This window comes from Streptomyces sp. NPDC052107, assembly GCF_040680215.1.
Taxonomy (GTDB): domain Bacteria; phylum Actinomycetota; class Actinomycetes; order Streptomycetales; family Streptomycetaceae; genus Streptomyces.
The window spans coordinates 1-18,774 of sequence record NZ_JBFAWG010000004.1; the positions used below are offsets into that span (position 1 = coordinate 1).

11 protein-coding genes and 3 pseudogenes are annotated in these 18,774 nt (G+C 71.2%); 5 read left to right on the top strand and 9 right to left on the bottom strand.

All coding sequences use genetic code 11. From position 1 onward, the window contains the following. A partial coding sequence (locus AB0M27_RS05490) for a maltotransferase domain-containing protein (RefSeq protein WP_365718220.1) occupies positions 1–960 on the bottom strand: 960 nt, incomplete at its 3' end. 332 nt (positions 961–1,292) lie between these two features. Between AB0M27_RS05490 and AB0M27_RS05495 the strand changes: the two genes are divergently transcribed. Then, a complete protein-coding gene (locus AB0M27_RS05495) occupies positions 1,293–3,911 on the top strand; it encodes a glycosyltransferase family 1 protein (protein WP_365718224.1) in 2,619 nt (872 codons plus the stop codon). Between the two features lie 33 nt (positions 3,912–3,944). On the opposite strand, the gene AB0M27_RS05500 is transcribed toward AB0M27_RS05495, so the two are convergent. Further along, positions 3,945–4,124 carry a DUF397 domain-containing protein gene (locus AB0M27_RS05500; RefSeq protein ID WP_365718226.1) on the bottom strand — a complete coding sequence of 60 codons (180 nt, stop codon included), beginning with the start codon at positions 4,122–4,124 and terminating at the stop codon, positions 3,945–3,947. Between the two features lie 8 nt (positions 4,125–4,132). After that, positions 4,133–4,414 (bottom strand): annotated as a pseudogene (locus tag AB0M27_RS05505) (Scr1 family TA system antitoxin-like transcriptional regulator); the annotation flags it as partial. Positions 4,415–4,473: 59 nt separating this feature from the next. Here AB0M27_RS05505 and AB0M27_RS05510 point away from each other — a divergent pair. Continuing rightward, positions 4,474–5,381, top strand: a pseudogene (locus AB0M27_RS05510) (hypothetical protein). Between the two features lie 111 nt (positions 5,382–5,492). Next, positions 5,493–5,681, top strand: coding sequence for a hypothetical protein (locus tag AB0M27_RS05515; RefSeq protein ID WP_365718228.1), 189 nt, complete (start codon positions 5,493–5,495; stop codon positions 5,679–5,681). A 4-nt stretch (positions 5,682–5,685) separates the two neighbouring features. On the opposite strand, the gene AB0M27_RS05520 is transcribed toward AB0M27_RS05515, so the two are convergent. The 6 genes and pseudogenes from AB0M27_RS05520 to AB0M27_RS05545 form a co-directional block, all read right to left on the bottom strand. Beyond that, positions 5,686–6,207, bottom strand: a complete 522-nt coding sequence (locus AB0M27_RS05520) for a DUF1990 domain-containing protein (RefSeq protein WP_365718230.1) — start codon at positions 6,205–6,207, stop codon at positions 5,686–5,688. Positions 6,208–6,281: 74 nt separating this feature from the next. Continuing rightward, positions 6,282–7,931: a M4 family metallopeptidase gene (locus tag AB0M27_RS05525; RefSeq protein ID WP_365718232.1), complete on the bottom strand. Its 1,650-nt coding sequence runs from the start codon at positions 7,929–7,931 to the stop codon at positions 6,282–6,284. Positions 7,932–8,168: 237 nt separating this feature from the next. Beyond that, positions 8,169–10,217 (bottom strand): M4 family metallopeptidase, encoded by a 2,049-nt coding sequence (locus AB0M27_RS05530; RefSeq protein WP_365718234.1) that lies wholly within the window; start codon positions 10,215–10,217, stop codon positions 8,169–8,171. A 419-nt stretch (positions 10,218–10,636) separates the two neighbouring features. Then, entirely contained in the window at positions 10,637–12,604 is a 1,968-nt protein-coding gene (locus tag AB0M27_RS05535; RefSeq protein ID WP_365718236.1) for an ABC transporter ATP-binding protein, read from the bottom strand. A gap of 166 nt (positions 12,605–12,770) precedes the next feature. Then, positions 12,771–14,477: an ABC transporter ATP-binding protein gene (locus tag AB0M27_RS05540; RefSeq protein WP_365718238.1), complete on the bottom strand. Its 1,707-nt coding sequence runs from the start codon at positions 14,475–14,477 to the stop codon at positions 12,771–12,773. 226 nt (positions 14,478–14,703) lie between these two features. Next, positions 14,704–14,856, bottom strand: a pseudogene (locus AB0M27_RS05545) (ATP-binding cassette domain-containing protein); the annotation flags it as partial. A gap of 196 nt (positions 14,857–15,052) precedes the next feature. Here AB0M27_RS05545 and AB0M27_RS05550 point away from each other — a divergent pair. Continuing rightward, on the top strand, positions 15,053–16,846 hold the full coding sequence (locus AB0M27_RS05550) for an ABC transporter ATP-binding protein (protein ID WP_365718240.1): 1,794 nt from the start codon (positions 15,053–15,055) through the stop codon (positions 16,844–16,846). Continuing rightward, positions 16,843–18,717: an ABC transporter ATP-binding protein gene (locus AB0M27_RS05555; protein ID WP_365718242.1), complete on the top strand. Its 1,875-nt coding sequence runs from the start codon at positions 16,843–16,845 to the stop codon at positions 18,715–18,717. The genes AB0M27_RS05550 and AB0M27_RS05555 overlap by 4 nt, the downstream gene beginning before the upstream one ends. Positions 18,718–18,774: the final 57 nt, after the last annotated feature.

Genomic DNA, 18,774 nt, shown 5'->3' on the forward strand with positions numbered 1-18,774 from the left:
GGCGGTGAGCGTGTTGTTGGGCCCCTTGCGGAACGTCGTGCCGATGGGATGGATCGGCGGCAGATAGACGACGTCGAAGCCCATCTCCGCGATCGTCTCCAGCCGGCGCGCCGCCGTACGGAAGGTGCCGTGCGGCTGTTCGGCCGTGCCCTCGGAGCGCGGGAAGAACTCGTACCAGGAGCCGTACAGGGCCCGCTCCCGCTCCACCAGCAGTGGCATCGAGTCGGAGGCGGTGACCAGCTCCCGCAAGGGATGCCGGGCCAGCAGGTCCTTCACCTCCGGTGCCAGCGCCGCCGCGAGGCGCCAGGCGGCGGGGCGGTTCTCGTTCCGCAGAGCCGCCACCGCCTCCTGGAGGACCGGCCGTTGTCCCTCCGGGACTCCGGCGGCGGCGCGCTCGTACAGCCGCGCGCCCTCCTCCAGGACCAGTTCGGTGTCGATGCCCGCCGGGATCTTGATGCCGGCGTGGTGCTGCCAGGTGGCGACCGGGTCGGACCAGGCCTCCACCGCGTAGGTCCAGCGGCCCGGTTCACCCGCGGTGACGGTGGCGCCCCAGCGGTCGGTGCCCGGGGCGAGTTCGCGCATCGGAGTCCAGGGCCCGGGCCGGCCGGCCGGGTCGCGCAGCACCACGTTCGCCGCGACGGCGTCGTGCCCTTCCCGGAAGACGGTGGCGGACACCTCGAACGACTCACCGGTCACCGCCTTGGCCGGCCTGCGCCCGTGCTGGACCACGGGGCGTACGTCGAGGACGGGGATACGGCCGAGGGTGCTCCCCCCGGAGGCGGATGGGGGATCGGCGGGGCCGGGCGGGCCGGGCACCTCGGCGGCGGCCTTTACGGATTTCTTGCCCGTTGTTTTCCTGGCCGGTTTCTTCGCGGCCTTCGCCGCCGCCGCCGTCTTCTTCTCGGCTGCCGTGGCCTTGCTGCTGGTCGGGGGTCCTGACGAATGGTGCGTGGCGGGCATGACCGCTCCTGTCCGCGTCAACGTGGGTGTGGGCGGATGGATGGTGGGGAGGTGGGTCCTGCGGAGGTGCTGTGGGACGCCTGTGGGGTCGTACCGGAGGAGCCTTCCCACCCTGTTCGGGTGGGCAATCCGGAACTTTGTTAACTACTCCCGCGTATGTCCACCCACAAGACCGGCCTCTTTCTTCCGGGTGCCCGCCGGCCGCCTCCTGACGCCTCGACACCCCCGCCGGACGCGTCCCCACCGACGCCCCGGTAACCACTACCGTCGAGGGTGACGACGAGACGTACAGCGCCGTGCGTCTCACTCCGCAACGCGTCCGAGGTGGAAGTGTGAAGGCGATCCGTCGGTTCACCGTCCGTCCCGTTCTCCCCGAACCCCTGCGGCCGCTGAGCGACCTGGCGCGCAATCTGCGCTGGTCCTGGCATGCGGAAACGCGCGACCTGTTCCAGTCCGTCGACCCCGAGGCGTGGGCCGCAGCCGGGGGCGACCCGGTGCGGATACTGGGCCGGGTACGGCCGACGCGGCTGACCGAGCTGGCCGGGGACCGGCGTTTCTTGCGCCGCCTCACCGCGGTCGCCGACGACCTCGACGACTATCTGACCGGCGACCGCTGGTACCAGACGCAGGCGGACGGCATGCCCGCGGCCGTCGCCTACTTCTCCCCGGAGTTCGGCATCACGGCCGCGCTGCCCCAGTACTCCGGCGGCCTCGGCATCCTGGCAGGGGACCACCTGAAGGCGGCCAGCGATCTCGGCGTACCCCTGATCGGGGTCGGGTTGCTCTACCGGCACGGGTACTTCCGGCAGACCCTGTCCCGCGACGGCTGGCAGCAGGAGCACTACCCGGTGCTCGACCCCAACGAGCTGCCCCTCATCCAGCTGAAGGAGGCCGACGGCGCCCTGGCGCAGGTCGCGCTCGCGCTGCCCGGCGGCAAGGCGCTGCACGCCCGGATCTGGCTGGCCCAGGTGGGCCGGGTGCCGCTGCTGCTGCTCGACTCCGACGTGGAGGAGAACGACCTCGGCGAACGCGGGGTGACCGACCGGCTCTACGGCGGCGGCAGCGAGCACCGGCTGCTGCAGGAGATGCTGCTCGGGATAGGGGGTGTCCGGGCGGTGCGGACGTACTGCCGGCTCACCGGGCACCCGCAGCCGGAGGTGTTCCACACCAACGAGGGACACGCGGGCTTCCTGGGCCTGGAGCGGATCGCCGAACTGTGCGAGCGGGGACTCGATTTCGACTCGTCTCTGGAGGCGGTGCGCGGGGGCACGGTCTTCACCACGCACACCCCCGTCCCGGCCGGCATCGACCGCTTCGACCGGGAGCTGGTCGCCCGGCACTTCGGGCCGGACGCCGAGCTCCCCGGCATCGATGTGCAGCGGATTCTGACACTGGGCATGGAGACGTACCCGGGCGGCGAGCCGAACCTGTTCAACATGGCCGTGATGGGGCTCCGGCTGGCCCAGCGGGCGAACGGCGTGTCCCTGTTGCACGGCCAGGTGAGCCGGGAGATGTTCGCGGGCCTGTGGCCGGGATTCGACGCCGAGGAGGTGCCGATCACCTCCGTGACCAACGGGGTGCACGCGCCGACCTGGGTGGCCCCGGAGGTGCTGCGCCTCGGTGCGAGGCAGGTCAGCTCCGAGCGCGCCGAGGACGCGCTGACCGTCGGCGGCTCCGAGCGCTGGGACTCGGTGGCGGAGATCGAGGACCAGGAGATCTGGGAGCTGCGCCGCACTCTGCGCGAACAGCTGGTGCAGGAGGTGAGGGAGCGACTGCGGGCGTCGTGGCGCCAACGAGGAGCCGGAGACGCCGAGTTGGGCTGGATCGACGGGGTGCTGGACCCGGACGTCCTGACGATCGGCTTCGCCCGCAGGGTCCCGTCGTACAAACGCCTGACGCTGATGCTCCGCGACCGAGACCGCCTGATGGAGCTGCTCCTGCATCCGGACCGCCCGGTGCAGATCGTGGTCGCGGGCAAGGCGCACCCGGCGGACGACAGCGGCAAACGCCTGGTCCAGGAGCTGGTCCGCTTCGCCGACGACCCACGGGTCCGCCACCGCATCGTCTTCCTCCCCGACTACGGCATGGCGATGGCACAGAAGCTCTACCCCGGCTGTGACGTCTGGCTGAACAACCCCCTGCGCCCCCTGGAGGCCTGTGGCACGAGCGGCATGAAGGCGGCGCTCAACGGCTGCCTGAACCTCTCCGTCCTGGACGGCTGGTGGAACGAATGGTTCCAGCCGGACTTCGGCTGGGCCATCCCGACGGCGGACGGGGTGGGCACGGACCCGGACCGCCGCGACGACATCGAGGCGGCGGCGCTCTACGACCTCCTGGAGCAGCGGGTGACCCCCCGCTTCTACGAGCACGGCCGGGGCGGACTGCCCGACCGCTGGATCGCGATGGTCCGCCAGACCCTCACCCTGCTCGGCCCCAAGGTGCTGGCCGGCCGCATGGTCCGCGAGTACGTCGACCGCCTCTACGTCCCCGCCGCGCAGACCCACCGCGCACTGACCCCGGACACGGCGAGCGACCTGGCCGCCTGGAAGGCCCGGGTCCGGGCTGCCTGGTCCGGGGTGAGCGTCGACCACGTGGAGACGACCGCGCCGACGGCCACGGCGGAGCTGGGCACGACGGTGGGTCTGCGGGTGCGGGTCGGGCTGGGCGAGCTCACCCCCGACGACGTGGAGGTGCAGGCGGTGTCGGGCCGGGTGGACGCGGAGGACCGCATCACGGATGCGACGGTGGTCCCGCTGAAGCCGACGGGTGCCCCGGATCTGGAGGGCCGGCTGGTGTACGAGGGCCCTCTCTCCCTCGACCGCACCGGCCCCTACGGCTACACGGTCCGCATCCTCCCGGCACACCGGTTGCTGGCGTCGAGCGCGGAGCTGGGGCTGGTGGCGGTGCCGTCGGGGGAGGCGGTGGAGGGGGCGGGGGTGTTGATGCGGTAGGGGGTTACTGCGGGTGGGCTGCCGCGGGCCGCGCTACGGCGTCTTCTTCAGGGCCTCGATGAAGAGGGTGAAGGATCCGGCCGGGACGGTGAGGGTGCCGACGGCCGGGTCCTTGGAGTCGCGGATGGCGACGTGCGTGCGGGCGTTGGCGATCTCGACGCACTCGTTGCCGTCACCGGGGCCCGAGTAGGACGACTTCCGCCAGTTGTCCATGGGGTTCCTCACAGCTCCTTCGCCAGCCTGTGGATGAATGCACGCGACTGTTCGGGTTCGAGTGACGCTGCCTCCACTTTACGGAAACTCGTTCGGTAGGTGTTGAGCTGAGCTTCGGAATCGATGAAGGCTGAGCCGTGCAACGCGTCGCGAACCACGGTGTCCAGCTTGGTCAGCGGGCCGCCCAGGTACGTCATCGTGCTGGAGGCTCTGGCGAAGCCGTCCAGGTCGAAGGGGATGACGCGCACGGTGATGTGGTCTGCGTCCGGTTCGGGGACCGGGGCCAATTCGTGTGGTGCGAACTTGCGGCGGCCTAGCTCGTTGATCACCGCGATGGAAAGGAGAGCTGATGGTCGGCTCGTCGCATGAGGCGTTGCACCGGATCTTCCAGAAGGATCCGACGCTGCTGACGAAGGCGTTACAGAAGGTGCTGCGCGTGCCGTTCCCCGAACCGAGGAAGATCGCGGCGCGCTGAACATCGACCTCACCGAGATCGAACCGGTCGAGCGCCGCGTGGACACGCTGCTGCGGGCGGAGACGGACGAGGGCACGTATCTGCTGGTGGTGGAGTCGCAGGGAAAGGTGGACGAGCGCAAACGGGGCAGCTGGCCCTACTACCTGTCCTACCTGTCCTACCTGTACGAGAAATACCGCTGCGAGCCGGTGCTCATCGTCATCACACAGAGCAGTGAGACGGCCCAGTGGGCGTCGAAGCCGATCCGGTTCGGTTTCAGGGACTGGCACTCGCTGACGGTACGGCCCCTCGTACTCGGCCCGGACAACGTACCGGTCATCGCGGACGAGCGGCAGGCCGAGAAGGACGTTCCCCTTGCGGTGCTCTCGGCCATGACACACGGGCGTGGTCCGCAGGCCGCGGCCATACTGGAATCCCTGGCCGCCGCCCTGCGGACCATCGATCCGGACAGTGCCGCAGTCTTCGTGCAGTTTGTCGACTCCTGCCTGGCCGACCCCCAGGCGAAGCAGATGTGGAGGGACCTGATGACCGCGATCCAGTACTTCTGGCGACACCCGCTCGCCGAGCAGGTACGCGCGGAAGGACGAGAGCAAGGCCGGGAGCAAGGCCGGGCCGAGGCCAAGGCCGAGATGGTTCTTCGCATCCTGGAATGGCGCGAGCTTCCCGTGCCCGACGCCGTACGCGAGCGAGTGGAAGCCTGTACGGACCTCGATCAACTGGAGATCTGGGCCCAGCGAGCCGTACACGCCTCGGACGCGACGGAGTTGTTCGCCGAGGAGTGAGTACGTGTCCGTTGGGCCGCTCCCTTCTCGACCGATGAGGAGGCGGAATCCGTCGACAACACCGACGCGTGGGCGCGGTTGCCCGATGGCAGTCGGTGGTCCGCCACGCTGTTGACGCTCGAAGCGATCGGTGCGGTGCTCAGGCGCTGGAAGGCAACCGGCGAGGAGGGCGGTGGTGTCTTCTTCGCGTGTCCGGATCTCGTCATCGTGCCCGAGCCCGGTGTGCCCGCCATGACGGCGGCCCTTCGCGAGATCGTGGCCCAGGGAGTGCGGGACACCCTGGTGCGGCTGGATGACTGAGGGGTCAGGTCTCGTCGAACTCGGCGCAGAGTTTGCGCAGTACCGTTCCGCAGCGGCGGGCGTAGGCGTGCTGGAGGCCGCGGGTTGCCGGGCCGCCTGCCCTGGCGTACCACTTCGCTCCCTTGCTGAAGGCCGCCACCGTCAGCCAGACCGTGCCGTCGCCCGTGCGGTCGACCACGAAGGCCTCCTCGCCGCATTCGGGGTGGCCCTGCAAAGTGCCGTAGGCCCAGCCGGCGCGGCGGGGCTCCTCGGTGGTCCAGACGATGCGGCAGGGGGCTTTGATCACGGCGGCCAGGGTGACCGTGACGTCTACGCCGGGGGCCGCGCGGTCGGCGGTGGTGTCGATGCCCACGCCCAGGACGCGGTGCATCTCCCAGGTGAGGACCGCCTCGGCCGCCCGGTGGAAGAGCTTCTGGCCCTCGCCGAGGCGGGTGCGGACGAGCATCGGGTGGAAGCCGGGCGGGCAGTACGTCAGGTCGTCGCGGGTCGCGCCGACCGGCTCGTAGGTGAAGGGCGCCGAGGACATGGGTCACAAGGGTAGGGCGGCACCCGGAAGCTCTGCCTCCCGGGTGCCGCCCGTACGCGACTACGACACGTGCGTCAGCTGACGTTGACCGCCGACCAGGCCGCGGCCACCGTGTTGTACTCGGTGCTGCCGGAGCCGTACAGGTCCTTGGCGGCGTTCAGGGTCGCCGTGCGGGCGGCCTTGTAGTTCGTCGTGGACGTCATGTACGTGGTCAGCGCCTTGTACCAGATCTGCAGCGCCTTGGCGCGGCCGATGCCGGTGACCGTGGAGCCGTTGGAGGTGGGCGAGTTGTACGTCACACCGTTGATCGTCTTGGAACCGCTGCCCTCCGACAGGAGGTAGAAGAAGTGGTTCGCGACGCCGGACGAGTAGTGGACGTCCAGGTTGCCGACCGACGAGGACCAGTAGTCGGCGCTGCCACCGTCCTTGCTGGGCTTGTCCATGTAGCGCAGCGGGCTGCCGTCGCCGTTGATATCGATCTTCTCGCCGATGAGGTAGTCACCGGGGTCGGACGCGTTGTTGGCGTAGAACTCCACACCCGTGCCGAAGATGTCCGACGTGGCCTCGTTCAGGCCGCCGGACTCTCCCGAGTAGTCCAGGCCCGCCGTGTTCGAGGTGACGCCGTGGCTCATCTCGTGGCCGGCCACGTCGAGCGAGGTCAGCGGGTGGGTGTTGCTGGAGCCGTCGCCGTAGGTCATGCAGAAGCAGCTGTCGTCCCAGAAGGCGTTGACGTACGAGTTGCCGTAGTGGACTCGGGAGTAGGCGCCGACGCCGTCGTTCTTGATGCCGCTGCGGCCGAAGGTGTTCTTGTAGAAGTCCCAGGTCTCCTGTGCGCCGTAGGCGGCGTCCGCGGCGGCCGTCTGGTCGGTCGAGGAGCTGGAGGCCGTGCCCGTGCCCCAGACGTTGTCGGCGTCGGTGAACAGCGTGCCCTTGCCGCCGGTCTTGTGCGCCAGGTTGTAGGTCTTGTGACCGCCCCGGGCGGTGTCGTACAGCTGGTACGTCGAGCCCGACAGCGTGGTGTTGAGGCTGACGGTGCCCGAGTACAGCGTCTTGCCGGTGCCGGTCGCGTTCTCGACGCCCTGGTACTCGAAGAGCTTCTTGCCGGTGGCGGCGTCGGTGACGACGTGCAGCTGGTTCGGGGTGCCGTCGTCCTGCAGGCCGCCGACGATCGTCTCGTAGGCCAGCACCGGCTTGCCGTTCCCCGCCCAGATCACCTTGCGGGCGCCGTCGGCGGCGGTCTTGGCGGAGCCGAGGGTTCTGGCGGCGGACACCGCCTGCTTCTCGGCCTTGGCGGCGGTGATCTGCGGCTTGAGCGAGGCCACCTTGATGGCCGCCTTGTTCGCCTTGGTGACGCCCTCGGTCTTGCCGGACTTGGCGGTGTGGACGACGAGGTCGCCGCCGAGCACCGGAAGGCCGGCGTAGGTCCGCTCGTAGCGGGTGTGGACGGTGCCGTCGACGTCCTTGACGACATCCTTGACGATCAGCTTCTCCTTGGCGCCGAGGCCGATCTGCTGCGCGGTCGCGGCAGCACCGGCCTGCGCCTTCTGTATCAGAGAGGTGCGGGCGGCGGCGGACAGCGTGGTCGGCGCGGCGCCGAGGGCCGGGCTGCTCTTGCCGGCGGCCGTCGCGGTGGTGGTCACACCGGTGGAGAGCAGGGCTCCGGCGGCGACGGTGGTGGCGATGGCCAGGGTGGCGCGCTTGTGACGCGTGTAGCGGGGGGTCACGCAAGCTCCTTCTCGTGGGGAGTCCGGTCAGCGTGGGGTTACTGGCCGGAGAGGTGGGGTGAAGCTCTGCGGCGGGTGAAGGAAGGGTGACATTAGGGACGCGTACATGTCAGGACCCCGAAGTGATGTTGGCCGGAAGTCGACTGTCCGGGAAACGTTGCAGGTGTGTTAACGGGTGCCGTCCGAGGGTGCCGGACCCTCGGACAGACCCCATTTCCCGGGCTTTTGGCCGTCGATTTACGGGAACGTCAGCTTCCAGCCGTTGATCGTTCCGGTGTCGTAGGTGGCCTGATCCTGCACCCTCAGCGTCCAGGTTCCGTTGGCCGGTTCGGCGGAGGCGTTGACCGTGTAGGTCTGCTTCACGTTGTCCGCAGAGTCCGAGGAACTGAAGTTCTTCAGGCGGTAGGCGGTGCCCGACGGGCCGACGAGGTCGATCACCAGGTCGCCGCGCCAGGTGTGCGTGATGTCGACGCTCACCTGAAGGTTGCTCGGCGCGTTTCCGCTCCTGCCGGAGACCGTGATGCCGGAGGTGACAGCGGGCCCGTTGTCCGGGATGGCGACCTGGGTGTTGCTCTCGTACGTCGTACCACCGCCTCCGCCACCGCCACCGCCGCCGTCGGAACGCGAACCGACCGCCACGGCCGCCCAGGCGTCCTGCACCGCCTTGTACTCGGTGCTGGAGGTGCCGTACAGCTCACCGGCCGCCGCGAGGGTGCCGGTGCGGGCGTCGGCGTAGTCGGTGGTGGAGGTGAACTTGGTGGTGAGCGCCCGGTACCAGACCTGCAGCGCCTTGTCCCGGCCGATGCCGGTGACCGGAAGCCCGTCCGCGGTGGGCGAGTCGTAGCTGACGCCGTTGATCACCTTGGCGCCGCTGCCCTCCGACAGGAGGTAGAAGAAGTGGTTCGCGACGCCGGACGAGTAGTGGACGTCGAGGTTGCCGACGCCGTCGTACCAACTGTCCGCGGAGCCGCCGTCCTTGCTGGGCTTGTCCATGTAGCGCAGCGGGGTGCCGTCGCCGTTGATGTCGATCTTCTCGCCGATGAGGTAGTCACCGACGTCGGAGCTGTTGTTGGCGTAGAACTCCACGCCGGTGCCCATGATGTCGCTGGTGGCCTCGTTCAGGCCGCCGGACTCACCGCTGTACTCCAGGCCCGCGGTGTTGGAGGTGACGCCGTGGCTCATCTCGTGCCCCGCCACGTCCAGCGAGGTCAGCGGGTCGGCGTTGTTCGAGCCGTCGCCGTAGGTCATGCAGAAGCAGCCGTCGTCCCAGAAGGCGTTGACGTAGGAGTTGCCGTAGTGGACGCGGGAGTAGGCGCCGACGCCGTCGTTCTTGATGCCGCTGCGCCCGAAGGTGTTCTTGTAGAAGTCCCAGGTCTCCTGCGCGCCGTAGTGGGCGTCCGCGCCCGCCGTGGCGGCGCTGGACGTGGTGCCGTTGCCCCAGGTGTCGTTGCTCTGGGAGAACAGGGTCCCGGTGCCCGAGGTGCCATGGTTCAGGTTGTACGTCTTGTGACCGCCGCGCGCCCCGTCGTTCAGCGTGTACGTCGACCCCGACTGGGTCGTGGTCAGCGTGACCTGCCCGCTGTACTGGGTGTTGCCGACGCCGGTCTCGATGCCCTGGTACTCGTAGAGCTTCTTGCCGGTGGCGGCGTCGGTGATGACGTGCAGCCGGTTCGGGGTGCCGTCGTCCTGCAGGCCGCCGACGACCGTCTCGTAGGCCAGGACGGGCTTTCCGCTCGCCGCCCAGATCACCTTGCGGACGCTGTCCGCGGCGGACTTGGTCCCGCCCCGGGCCTTGGCCCGCTGTACGGCCTGCTGCTCCGCCGCGGCCTTCGGCACGGCCGGGGTGAGACCGGCGACCTTCAGGGCGGTGCCCGTGGCCTTGACGACCTCCATGGTCTTGCCGGACTTGTCGCTGTCCACGACCAGGTCGCCGCCGAGCACCGGAAGGCCGGCGTAGGTGCGCTCGTAGCGGGTGTGCAAGGTGCCGTCGGCGTCCTTCACGACGTCCTTGACGACCAGCTTCTCCTTGGCGCCGAGGCCGAGGGACCGGGCGGTGGCGGCCTTCGTGGCGTCGGCGTGGCGTATCAGCTCGACGCGCTGCGCGGGCGTGAGCCTGACCGCCACATGGGCCGGATTCAGCTTGCCGGGCCTGGGCTTGGCCGGTGCGGCGCTCGCCGCGCCCGACTGGACGGCGGCGGCGATCAGGGCGGCGACGCCGGCGAGGGCGACGGTGGCGGTACGACGCGAGGTGTGGGGGGTGCGTCTGCGAGAGGAACTGCTTCTCAACACTGACTCCTTCTGCGTGGCCGCGGGTCGCGCGGCCAGGGGAGACCGGACGGTGGGTTGGGGACGTCCGGGCAGAACAGGGCGGTGCGCGGAACCACGTGCAGGCCGGCTCACACGACGCGGGTGTGACTGTGGGGTTGCTGTGAGTCGGCCTGGGAAGAGTGACAGGGGATCAGCTTGTCTGTCAGGACCACGTCACAAACTTGGCCGGAAATGGTTCGTTGACCGGATGTTCATGTTCGATATGCGGATCGGTTACCGGGGCGGGAGGGTACGGGTCACCAGGGCGGAGGGTGCGGGTCGGCAGAGCAGGGGTGGTCCGGGCGGCGGGACCACCACCAGCCGTGCACACGGGCGCCGTTGTCCGGTTCCGGATGGACGGTTCCCGGGGCGTCGACGGTGTGCGCGGCGAACGGCTCTCAGGCGGTGGTTCGCGGATCGGTGGGCCCTTGCCAGGTCCGCCACAGGGCCGCGTAGACGCCGTCGGCCGTCACCAGGTCCTCGTGGGTGCCCAGTTCGGTCAGGCGGCCGTCCTCCATGACCGCCACGCGGTCGGCGTCGTGGGCGGTGTGGAGGCGGTGGGCGATGGCGATGACCGTACGGCCCTCCAGGACGGCGGCGAGGGCGCGTTCGGTGTGCCGGGCCGTGGTGGGGTCCAGCAGGGCGGTGGCCTCGTCGAGGATCAGGGTGTGCGGATCCGCCAACACCACGCGCGCCAGGGCGAGTTGCTGGGTCTGTGAGCCGTCGGTGGACCGGCCGCCCGCACCGAGCCGGGTGTCGAGGCCGTCCGGCAGATCACGGACCCAGTCGTCGGCACCGACCGCCGCGAGCGCCGCCCACAGGTCGGCGTCCGTCGCCTCCGGTTCGGCGATCAGCAGGTTGTCGCGGACCGTGCCGAGGAACACATGGTGCTCCTGCGTCACCAGGACCACCTCGCGGCGCAGCAGCTCCGGCTCCAGTGCGGCGACCGGCACCCCGCCCACCGTCACCGTGCCGGTGCCGGGGCGATCGATGCCCGCGAGCAACCGGCTCAGCGTCGTCTTCCCGGCGCCGGAGGGTCCCACCACGGCGAGCCGTTCCCCGGGCCGTACGGTCAGATCCACGCCGCGCAGCACCTCGCCGCCGCGCTCATAGGCGTACCGGACCCCGCGGACGTCGATCCGGTTGTCGGCCGGGACGAGGGAGTCGGCAGCGGCCCCGGAGCGGGGGGCCCACGCCGGCGTTCCGGTCCCCTCGTGCTCGTCTCGGGCCGACCCGTCGGTGTCCCCGCGCTCGTCCAGCGCCGGCCCAGCGGTGTCCTCGCGCGGCGCCTGCGTCGCCCCCGCGCTCTCCCCGCGCCGCACCCGCGCCCGCGCCGCCGTGTCCCCGCGCCCCGGCCGCGCCACTCCCGCGGAATCCCCGCGCGGCGCCTGTGCCAGACCCTCCACGCGGGCGAACGAGGCGCTGCTGCTCTGCAGTTGCTCCACGCGCATCAGGATCTGGTCCAGTGGCTCGGTGAACTGCCGCAGATACAGCGCCGCGGCCACCACCGCGCCGACCCCGGCCGCGCCCCGCTGGTGCAGCCAACCGCCGAGCAGCAGTACGCCGACCACGGGCACGGTGTACGTCACCTCGACCGCCGGGAAGAACACGGTCCGCAGGAACAGTGTGTAGAAGCGGGCACGGCGGGACCGCTCCAGCGCGTCCCGGCTCGCCGCCACCCGCCGCCCGCGCAGCCCGAACGCCTCGACCGTCCGCGCCCCGGCCGCCGTCGAGGCGACGATCTCCGCGACCTGGGAGGTGGCCGCGCCCTCCGCGAGATAGCCGTCCCGGGCCCGCCGCAGATACCAGCGCAGCGCCAGCCAGATCGGGGTCAGCCCGAGCAGCCCGAACGCCCCGAGCAGCGGGTCGAGCGCGAACACGGCGACCAGCACGAACAGCGCCTGCACGGTGTTGACCAGCAGCTCGGGGCCGATGTCCCGCAGCGTGGTGCCGATGGTCGCCACGTCCGCCGTGCCGCGCGCGGTCAGATCGCCGGTGCCGGCCCGCTCCACCACGGACGCGGGCAGTGCCAGCACCCGCTCGACGTACTCCTCGCGCACCCGGGCCAGCGTCCGCTCCCCGAACCGGTACCCCACGAGCCGCGCCCACCGGGCCAGCAGCAACTGGGCCAGCGCGCACACCAGGATCCATGGCGCGAGCCGGTCCACCGCGCCGACGCCCTGCCCGCCCCGCACGTCGTCCACGATCCGCCCGACCAGCCAGGGCCCGACCAGCCCCGCCCCCGCCGCCAGCGCGTTCAGCAGCAGCGCGGCGGCGAACGCCCGCCCGTCGGCCCGCACCAGCCGCAGCACGGCCCGCCGCACCCGAGCCCGGTCGGCGACCGGCAACAGGCCTTCAGCCGCCATCACCGTACGGCCCCTTCCGTGTCCCGGAGCGCGAGTGCCCGGCAGTGCGGCCCCGGGCCGGTCGCCCTCGATGCGGCCCCTGCGGCGCCGGTGGCATGGGGCCCCTTCCGCAGGCCGGCGGCCGGCACTGCCAGTCCGCGACCGCCGTTGCCGTCCCTCGCCCCCGTCACCGTACGACCCCCTCCGTGTCCCGTGCCACGAGCGCCCGATAGCCCGGCTCCGCGGCGAGCAGCCGTCGGTGCGGTCCGCTCGCCGCGACCTTGCCGTCGACCAGGAACAGGACCGTGTCCGCGCGGTCCAGCATCAGCGGCGAGGTGGACGTCACCACCGTCGTACGGCCCTCGCGCGCCTGCCGCAGCCGCTGCGCGACCGTCGCCTCGGTGTGTGCGTCCAGTGCCGAGGTCGGCTCGATCGCGAGCAGCACCTCGGGGTCGGCCAATAACCCCCTCACCAGTCGCATGCGTTGGCGCTGACCGCCGGACAGGCTGCGGCCCTGGCCGGACACCGGCGAGTCCGGACCGTCCGGCAGTCCGCGTACGACGTCCTCGGCGGCCGCCGCGTACAGCGCCCGGCCGAGCTCCCGCTCGTCGGCGGTGTGCCCGGCGGCCACGACCTCCCGCAGTGGCCCGGCGAACAGATCGGCCTCGTTGTCCGCGACCAGGATCCGCCGGCGCACGTCCGCCAGCGGGACGGCGTCCAGCCGTACTTCGCCCCAGGTGGCGTCGGTCGGCCCGAAGCGGCCGAGCCGGTCCACCACGGCGGCGGCCTCGGCGGGCCGGGCGGTGGCCAGCGCGGTCAGCCGGCCCGGCACCACCCGTACCCCCGACGCCGGATCGTGCAGCTCGGCCGGTCCCTCGGGCGCCGGCAGCGTGCCCTCGTCGGGCTCCGGCTCCAGCCGCAGCAGCCGTACCACCCGGCGCGCGGCCACCACGCCCCGGTTGAGGTCGTAGGCCATCTGCACGAAGAAGGCGACAGGACCGATCAGTACGGCGACATAGCCGTACACGGACACCAACTGGCCGATGGTGATGGAGCCTTCGGCCGCGAGCCGCGCCGCGAGCCAGGTCACCACGGCCAGGAACAGGGTGGGCAGGCCCACGCCAAGCGCCTGCACCCAGCTGGCCACCGCGCCCACCCGGTAGCCCTGCGCGCGCAGCCGCTGCGAGTCCTGCCGGAAGGCGTCAGCGAACAGCCCCTTGCCGCCCAGGCCGTTGAGGACGCGCAGTCCGCCCGCGAGGTCGCCGATGCGCGCGGTCAGCACGCCCTGCCGCTCCCGGTACGCGGTCTCCGCGCCCTGCAGCCGCAGCGTCAGCGGTCCGGTGACCAGTGCGATCACCGGCAGTCCGAGCAGCACGACGGCGGCGAGCGGCGCCGAGATCGCCAGCAGCAGCCCGGCCACCACGACGTAGACCACGGCCGAGCCGACGCCCGGTCCGACCACGGTCAGCGACTGCGCGACGGTGTGCACGTCGCCGACCCCGATCGTGACCACCTCACCGGCCCCGGCCCGGCGCGGCAACGCTGCCCCGAGCCGCACCACCTGCCCCACGACCACCTTCACCGTGCGGAAGTAGGCGTCCATCCGCACCCGGGTCATCGTGCGGTGCCGCATGATGCTCAGCCAGGCGTTCACCGACCCGACCACGAACATCACCGCGGTCCACGCGGCCAGCACTCCCAGCCGCCCCGGCACCAGCCCCTCGTCCACGGACCGCGCCATCAGATACGGCTGCGCGGCCAGCAGCACCATCCACACACTGCCCAGCAGCGCCCCGGCCACCGACCGCCCCGGCTGGCGCAGCACCAGCCACCGCAGATAGCGCCAGCCGCCGCGTGTGTCCGGGGTGCCCGGATCCTCGTACGCGTCGATCATCCATCCCCCGATCGGCTCGGCCCCGCCCTGGGAAACGTCGAACCTATCGGGGGCGGGGACGGCTGCTCCAGCCAATTAAGCCGGGGGTGGTCCTACCCGAGGATCCCCCGGTCGTACCGCGCCGCCACCGCCGCCGCCGGTCGTTGACGCCGAGCTTGGCGTACAGATGGGGACGGCCCGCGCGACGAGTGGCATCTCCTGCACCGGCATGCACACGCCCGCGCACCTCGACGCACTCCACGGTGGTGGTCCTGCCGGCGCCGTTCAGGCCGAGGATCCCGAAGATCTCGCCCTCCTCGACGGCGAAGGAGACACCGTCGACGACGGCCCGGCCGCCGTACGACTTGCGCGGATCGGTGACTTCGAAGACGGATGGCATGCTCCGAGAATCCGGGACGGGCGGGGTCCGGCACATCGGCCGCCTCGCTCGAAACGGCATCGTCCGATCGGTTGATGCCGGCCTACGACCTCCGTGTGCGGATGCTCGAACAGGCAGGTCGTAGGACCAACGGCGGACCCGGGTCCGGCCGAAACTCAGTGGGCGATGTCAGTGCCGATCCGTACGCTCGCGAGTGATGCCCACGACACGTGCAACCACCGAGGACCGTTCCGCCGTTCGTACCCTGCTGCGGCTGTGGCCGTACGTCCGCCCCGTGCGGGCACGGCTGTTCACGGCCGCGTTCGTCGCGATCGTCGCCTCCTGCACCGGTCTGGTGATCCCGCTCGTCCTGAAGTGGATCGTGGACGGACCGGTGGCCGACCGGGACCCGGCGGGAGCCTGGCTCGGGGCGCTGTATCTGCTCCTGCTCGGGATCGCCGAGGCGGTCCTGTTCGGCATACGGCGCTGGCTGGTGGCTCGTCCGCTGTCGCACGTCGAGGCGGAGATGCGGGCGGGCCTCTACGGCCATCTGCAGCGGCTGCCAGTCGCCTTCCACGACCGCTGGGCCTCCGGCCAGCTGCTGTCGCGCGGCACGACCGACCTGATGCTTGTGCGCATGTTCCTCGCCTTCCCGCTGACGTTCCTGCTGGTCAACGGGGTCACGATCGTGGTCGGCGTGGTGATCATGCTGATGCAGGACTGGGTGCTGGGGCTGGTCATCCTCGGTCCGGCCGTCCCCGTGATGTGGACCTGCGCGGTCTTCGAGCGGCGGTACGCCCTGGTGGCCCGGCGCGCGCAGGACCAGGTCGGCGACCTGACGACGGTGGTCGAGGAGAGTGTGCTCGGCATCCGCATCATCAAGGGCTTCGGCCGGCACCGCAGCCAGGCCCGGGCGTTCCGCGAGCTGTCGGTCACCCTGCGCGGCACGGAACTGCGCAAGGCGCGGCTGCTGGCGATGATCTGGGGTGTCATCGTGACACTGCCGGAGATGGCGATCGGGGCGGCGCTGGTGCTCGGTGCGGTACGGGTGGCCGACGGAGGGCTGTCGGCGGGCACGTTGGTCGCCTTTCTGAGTACGGCACTCGCGCTGCGGTGGCCCGTGGACTCGATCGGATTCCTGCTGGCGATGAGTCAGGAGGCGGCCACGGCCACGGAGCGGTACTTCGAGGTGATGGACGAGGCGCCCGAGGACCGGGGCACCCCCATGGCCCTTGCGGCACGACCGCCCGCGGCCACGGACGGACTCCGCTTCGAGAACGTCTCGTTCCGCTACCCCGACGCACCCCCCGGCTCCCCGCCCCTCCTCCACGGCATCGACCTCCACATCCGCCCCGGCGAGTCCATGGCCCTGGTCGGAGCCACCGGCAGCGGCAAGACGACACTCACCGCCCTCGTCCCCCGCCTGCACGAGGTCACCTCGGGCCGTATCACCCTCCACGGCGTCGACATCGGCGCGATGCCCCGTGAGGAACTGCGCGCCAAGGTTGCCGTCGCATTCGAGGAACCCACGCTGTTCTCCACGAGCGTCGGCGAGAACGTCCTGATGGGAGCCCCGGACGGCGCCGGAAGGCCGGACCTCGACCGGGCCCTCGCCGTGGCCCAGGCCGACTTCGCGCACGCCCTCCCCCAGGGGGCCGACACCCGCGTCGGCGAGCAGGGCCTCAGTCTCTCCGGCGGTCAGCGGCAGCGCCTCGCGCTGGCCCGCGCCGTGGTCGGCAGACCGGAGTTCCTGGTGCTGGACGACCCGCTGTCCGCCCTGGACGTCCACACGGAGGCCGCCGTCGAGGCCGCGCTGCGGCAGGTCCTCGCCGACACCACCGCGCTGATCGTGGCCCACCGCCCGTCGACGGTGCTGCTCGCCGACCGCGTCGCCCTGCTCTCGGGCGGCCGGATCGCCGCCGTCGGCACCCACCAGGAACTGCTGCGCTCCAACGCCGAGTACGCGCATCTGATGTCCGGAGACTTCGAGGACACGGAGGACTCCCGTTGACCACCACGACCGCCTCCACTCCCACCGCCGAGGACGACGAACTCCCCCGCCCGCAGGGTCAGGGCACCGGCAACGACTCGGGCGACGTCTTCGACCGGGACGTACTGCCCGCCCCGCCCGGCGCCACGGCCGCCCTGCTGCGCTCCCTGCTCGCGCCCCTGAGGGCCCGGACCGTGGTGACCACGCTCCTGTTGCTGTTCCAGCAGGCGGCGGTGCAGGTGGGCCCGCTGCTGGTGGCGTACGCCATCGACAACGCCGTGCCGGCGTTCCGGGGCCACCGGTACGGCCCGCTGATCGCGGTCGCCGTCGGCTATCTGCTGTGCGCCCTCGCCTCCGGCCTGCTGCAGTTCGCGTTCATCGAGGCCTCCGCCCGGGTCAGCCAGGACGTGCTGCTCGATCTGCGGGGCCGGATCTTCCGGCACGCGCAGGCGCTGAGCATCGACTTCCACGAGCGGTACACCTCCGGGCGGCTGATCTCCCGCTCCACCACGGACGTGGAGTCGCTGCGCGAACTCCTCAACGACGGGCTCCAGGAGCTGGTGACCGTCGTGCTGTCCTTCGTCTACATCTCGGCGATGCTGCTGTGGCTGGATCTCTCCCTGGGCGCGGTCGCGGTGGCCTCGTTCGTGCCGCTGTATCTGCTCGTCCGGCTCTACCAGCGGCGGGCGGGGCGGGTGTACCGGGCGCGGTCGACGGCGATCGCGGCGGTGATCGTGAAGTTCGTGGAGACGATGAACGGCATCCGCCCGGTGCGCGCCTTTCGCCGGGAGGCGGCCAACGACGCCGAGTTCGCCGTGCTCAACAGGCGGCACGAGCGGACGAACGGGGACGCGCTGCTGGAGATGGCCCGCTATGTGGTCGGCTCCCGGCTGGTGGCCAACACGGCGGTCGCGGGGATCGTGCTGTGGGGCGCCTACCGGGTGGCGTCCGGCCAGTTGGAGCTCGGGGTGCTGGCGGCGGCGGTGCTGTATCTGCGCCGGCTGTACGACCCGATCGACCGGCTGGGGATGTTCCTGAACTCCTACCAGTCGGCCGCCGCCTCCCTGGAGAAGGTCGCCGGGCTGCTGGCCCAGACCCCGTCCGTGCCGGAGCCGGCGGTCGCTCGCGAACTCCCGCCGCTGAAGGGTGACTTCCCGGGCCGCGAGGTCGTCTTCGAGGGGGTCCGGTTCGGCTACCGCACCGGAGGCGAGGTGCTGCCCCGCTTCGATCTGACCCTGCCGGCCGGGCAGACGGTCGCCGTGGTCGGCTCCACGGGCGCCGGCAAGTCCACGCTCGCCAAGCTCCTCGCGCGCTTCTACGACCCCTCCGAGGGCCGGGTGCTGCTGGACGGCGTGGATCTGCGCGAGCTGCCCGTGCCGGAACTGCGGCGCGGGGTGGTCATGGTGACCCAGGAGGCCTTCCTGTTCTCCGGCACGGTCGCCGACAACATCGCCATCGGCCGGCCCGACGCCACCCGGGAGGAGATCGAGCGGGCGGCGAAGGCGATCGGCGCGCACGAGTTCATCAGCGCCCTGCCCGACGGCTACGACACAGACGTCCGCAAGCGCGGCGGGCGCATCTCGGCCGGGCAGCGCCAACTGGTCTCCTTCGCCCGCGCGTTGCTGGCCGACCCGGCGGTGCTGATCCTGGACGAGGCGACCAGTTCGCTGGACATCCCGGGCGAGCGGGCCGTGCAGCGGGCGATGTCGACGGTGCTCCGGGGCCGTACGGCGGTGGTGATCGCGCACCGGCTGTCGACCGTGGAGATCGCCGACCGGGTGCTGGTGATGGAGCACGGCCGGATCGTCGAGGACGGCCACCCGGAGGAACTGATCGGCGGCACCGGCCGGTTCGCGGATCTGCACAAGGCATGGCGGGACAGTCTGGCGTAGGTGCGTAATTCAGCGGGTGTTCACGCGGGCTATGGTGGGTAGTTGACGAGCGATCAC

What these genes read in the sequence shown, in the direction of transcription:
- AB0M27_RS05500 (WP_365718226.1), bottom strand. Translation starts at nt 4,124, where the DNA reads ATGGACAACTGGCGGAAGTCGTCCTACTCGGGCCCCGGTGACGGCAAC.
- AB0M27_RS05520 (WP_365718230.1), bottom strand. Translation starts at nt 6,207, where the DNA reads ATGTCCTCGGCGCCCTTCACCTACGAGCCGGTCGGCGCGACCCGCGAC.
- AB0M27_RS05535 (WP_365718236.1), bottom strand. Translation starts at nt 12,604, where the DNA reads ATGGCGGCTGAAGGCCTGTTGCCGGTCGCCGACCGGGCTCGGGTGCGG.
- AB0M27_RS05540 (WP_365718238.1), bottom strand. Translation starts at nt 14,477, where the DNA reads ATGATCGACGCGTACGAGGATCCGGGCACCCCGGACACACGCGGCGGC.
- AB0M27_RS05550 (WP_365718240.1), top strand. Translation starts at nt 15,053, where the DNA reads ATGCCCACGACACGTGCAACCACCGAGGACCGTTCCGCCGTTCGTACC.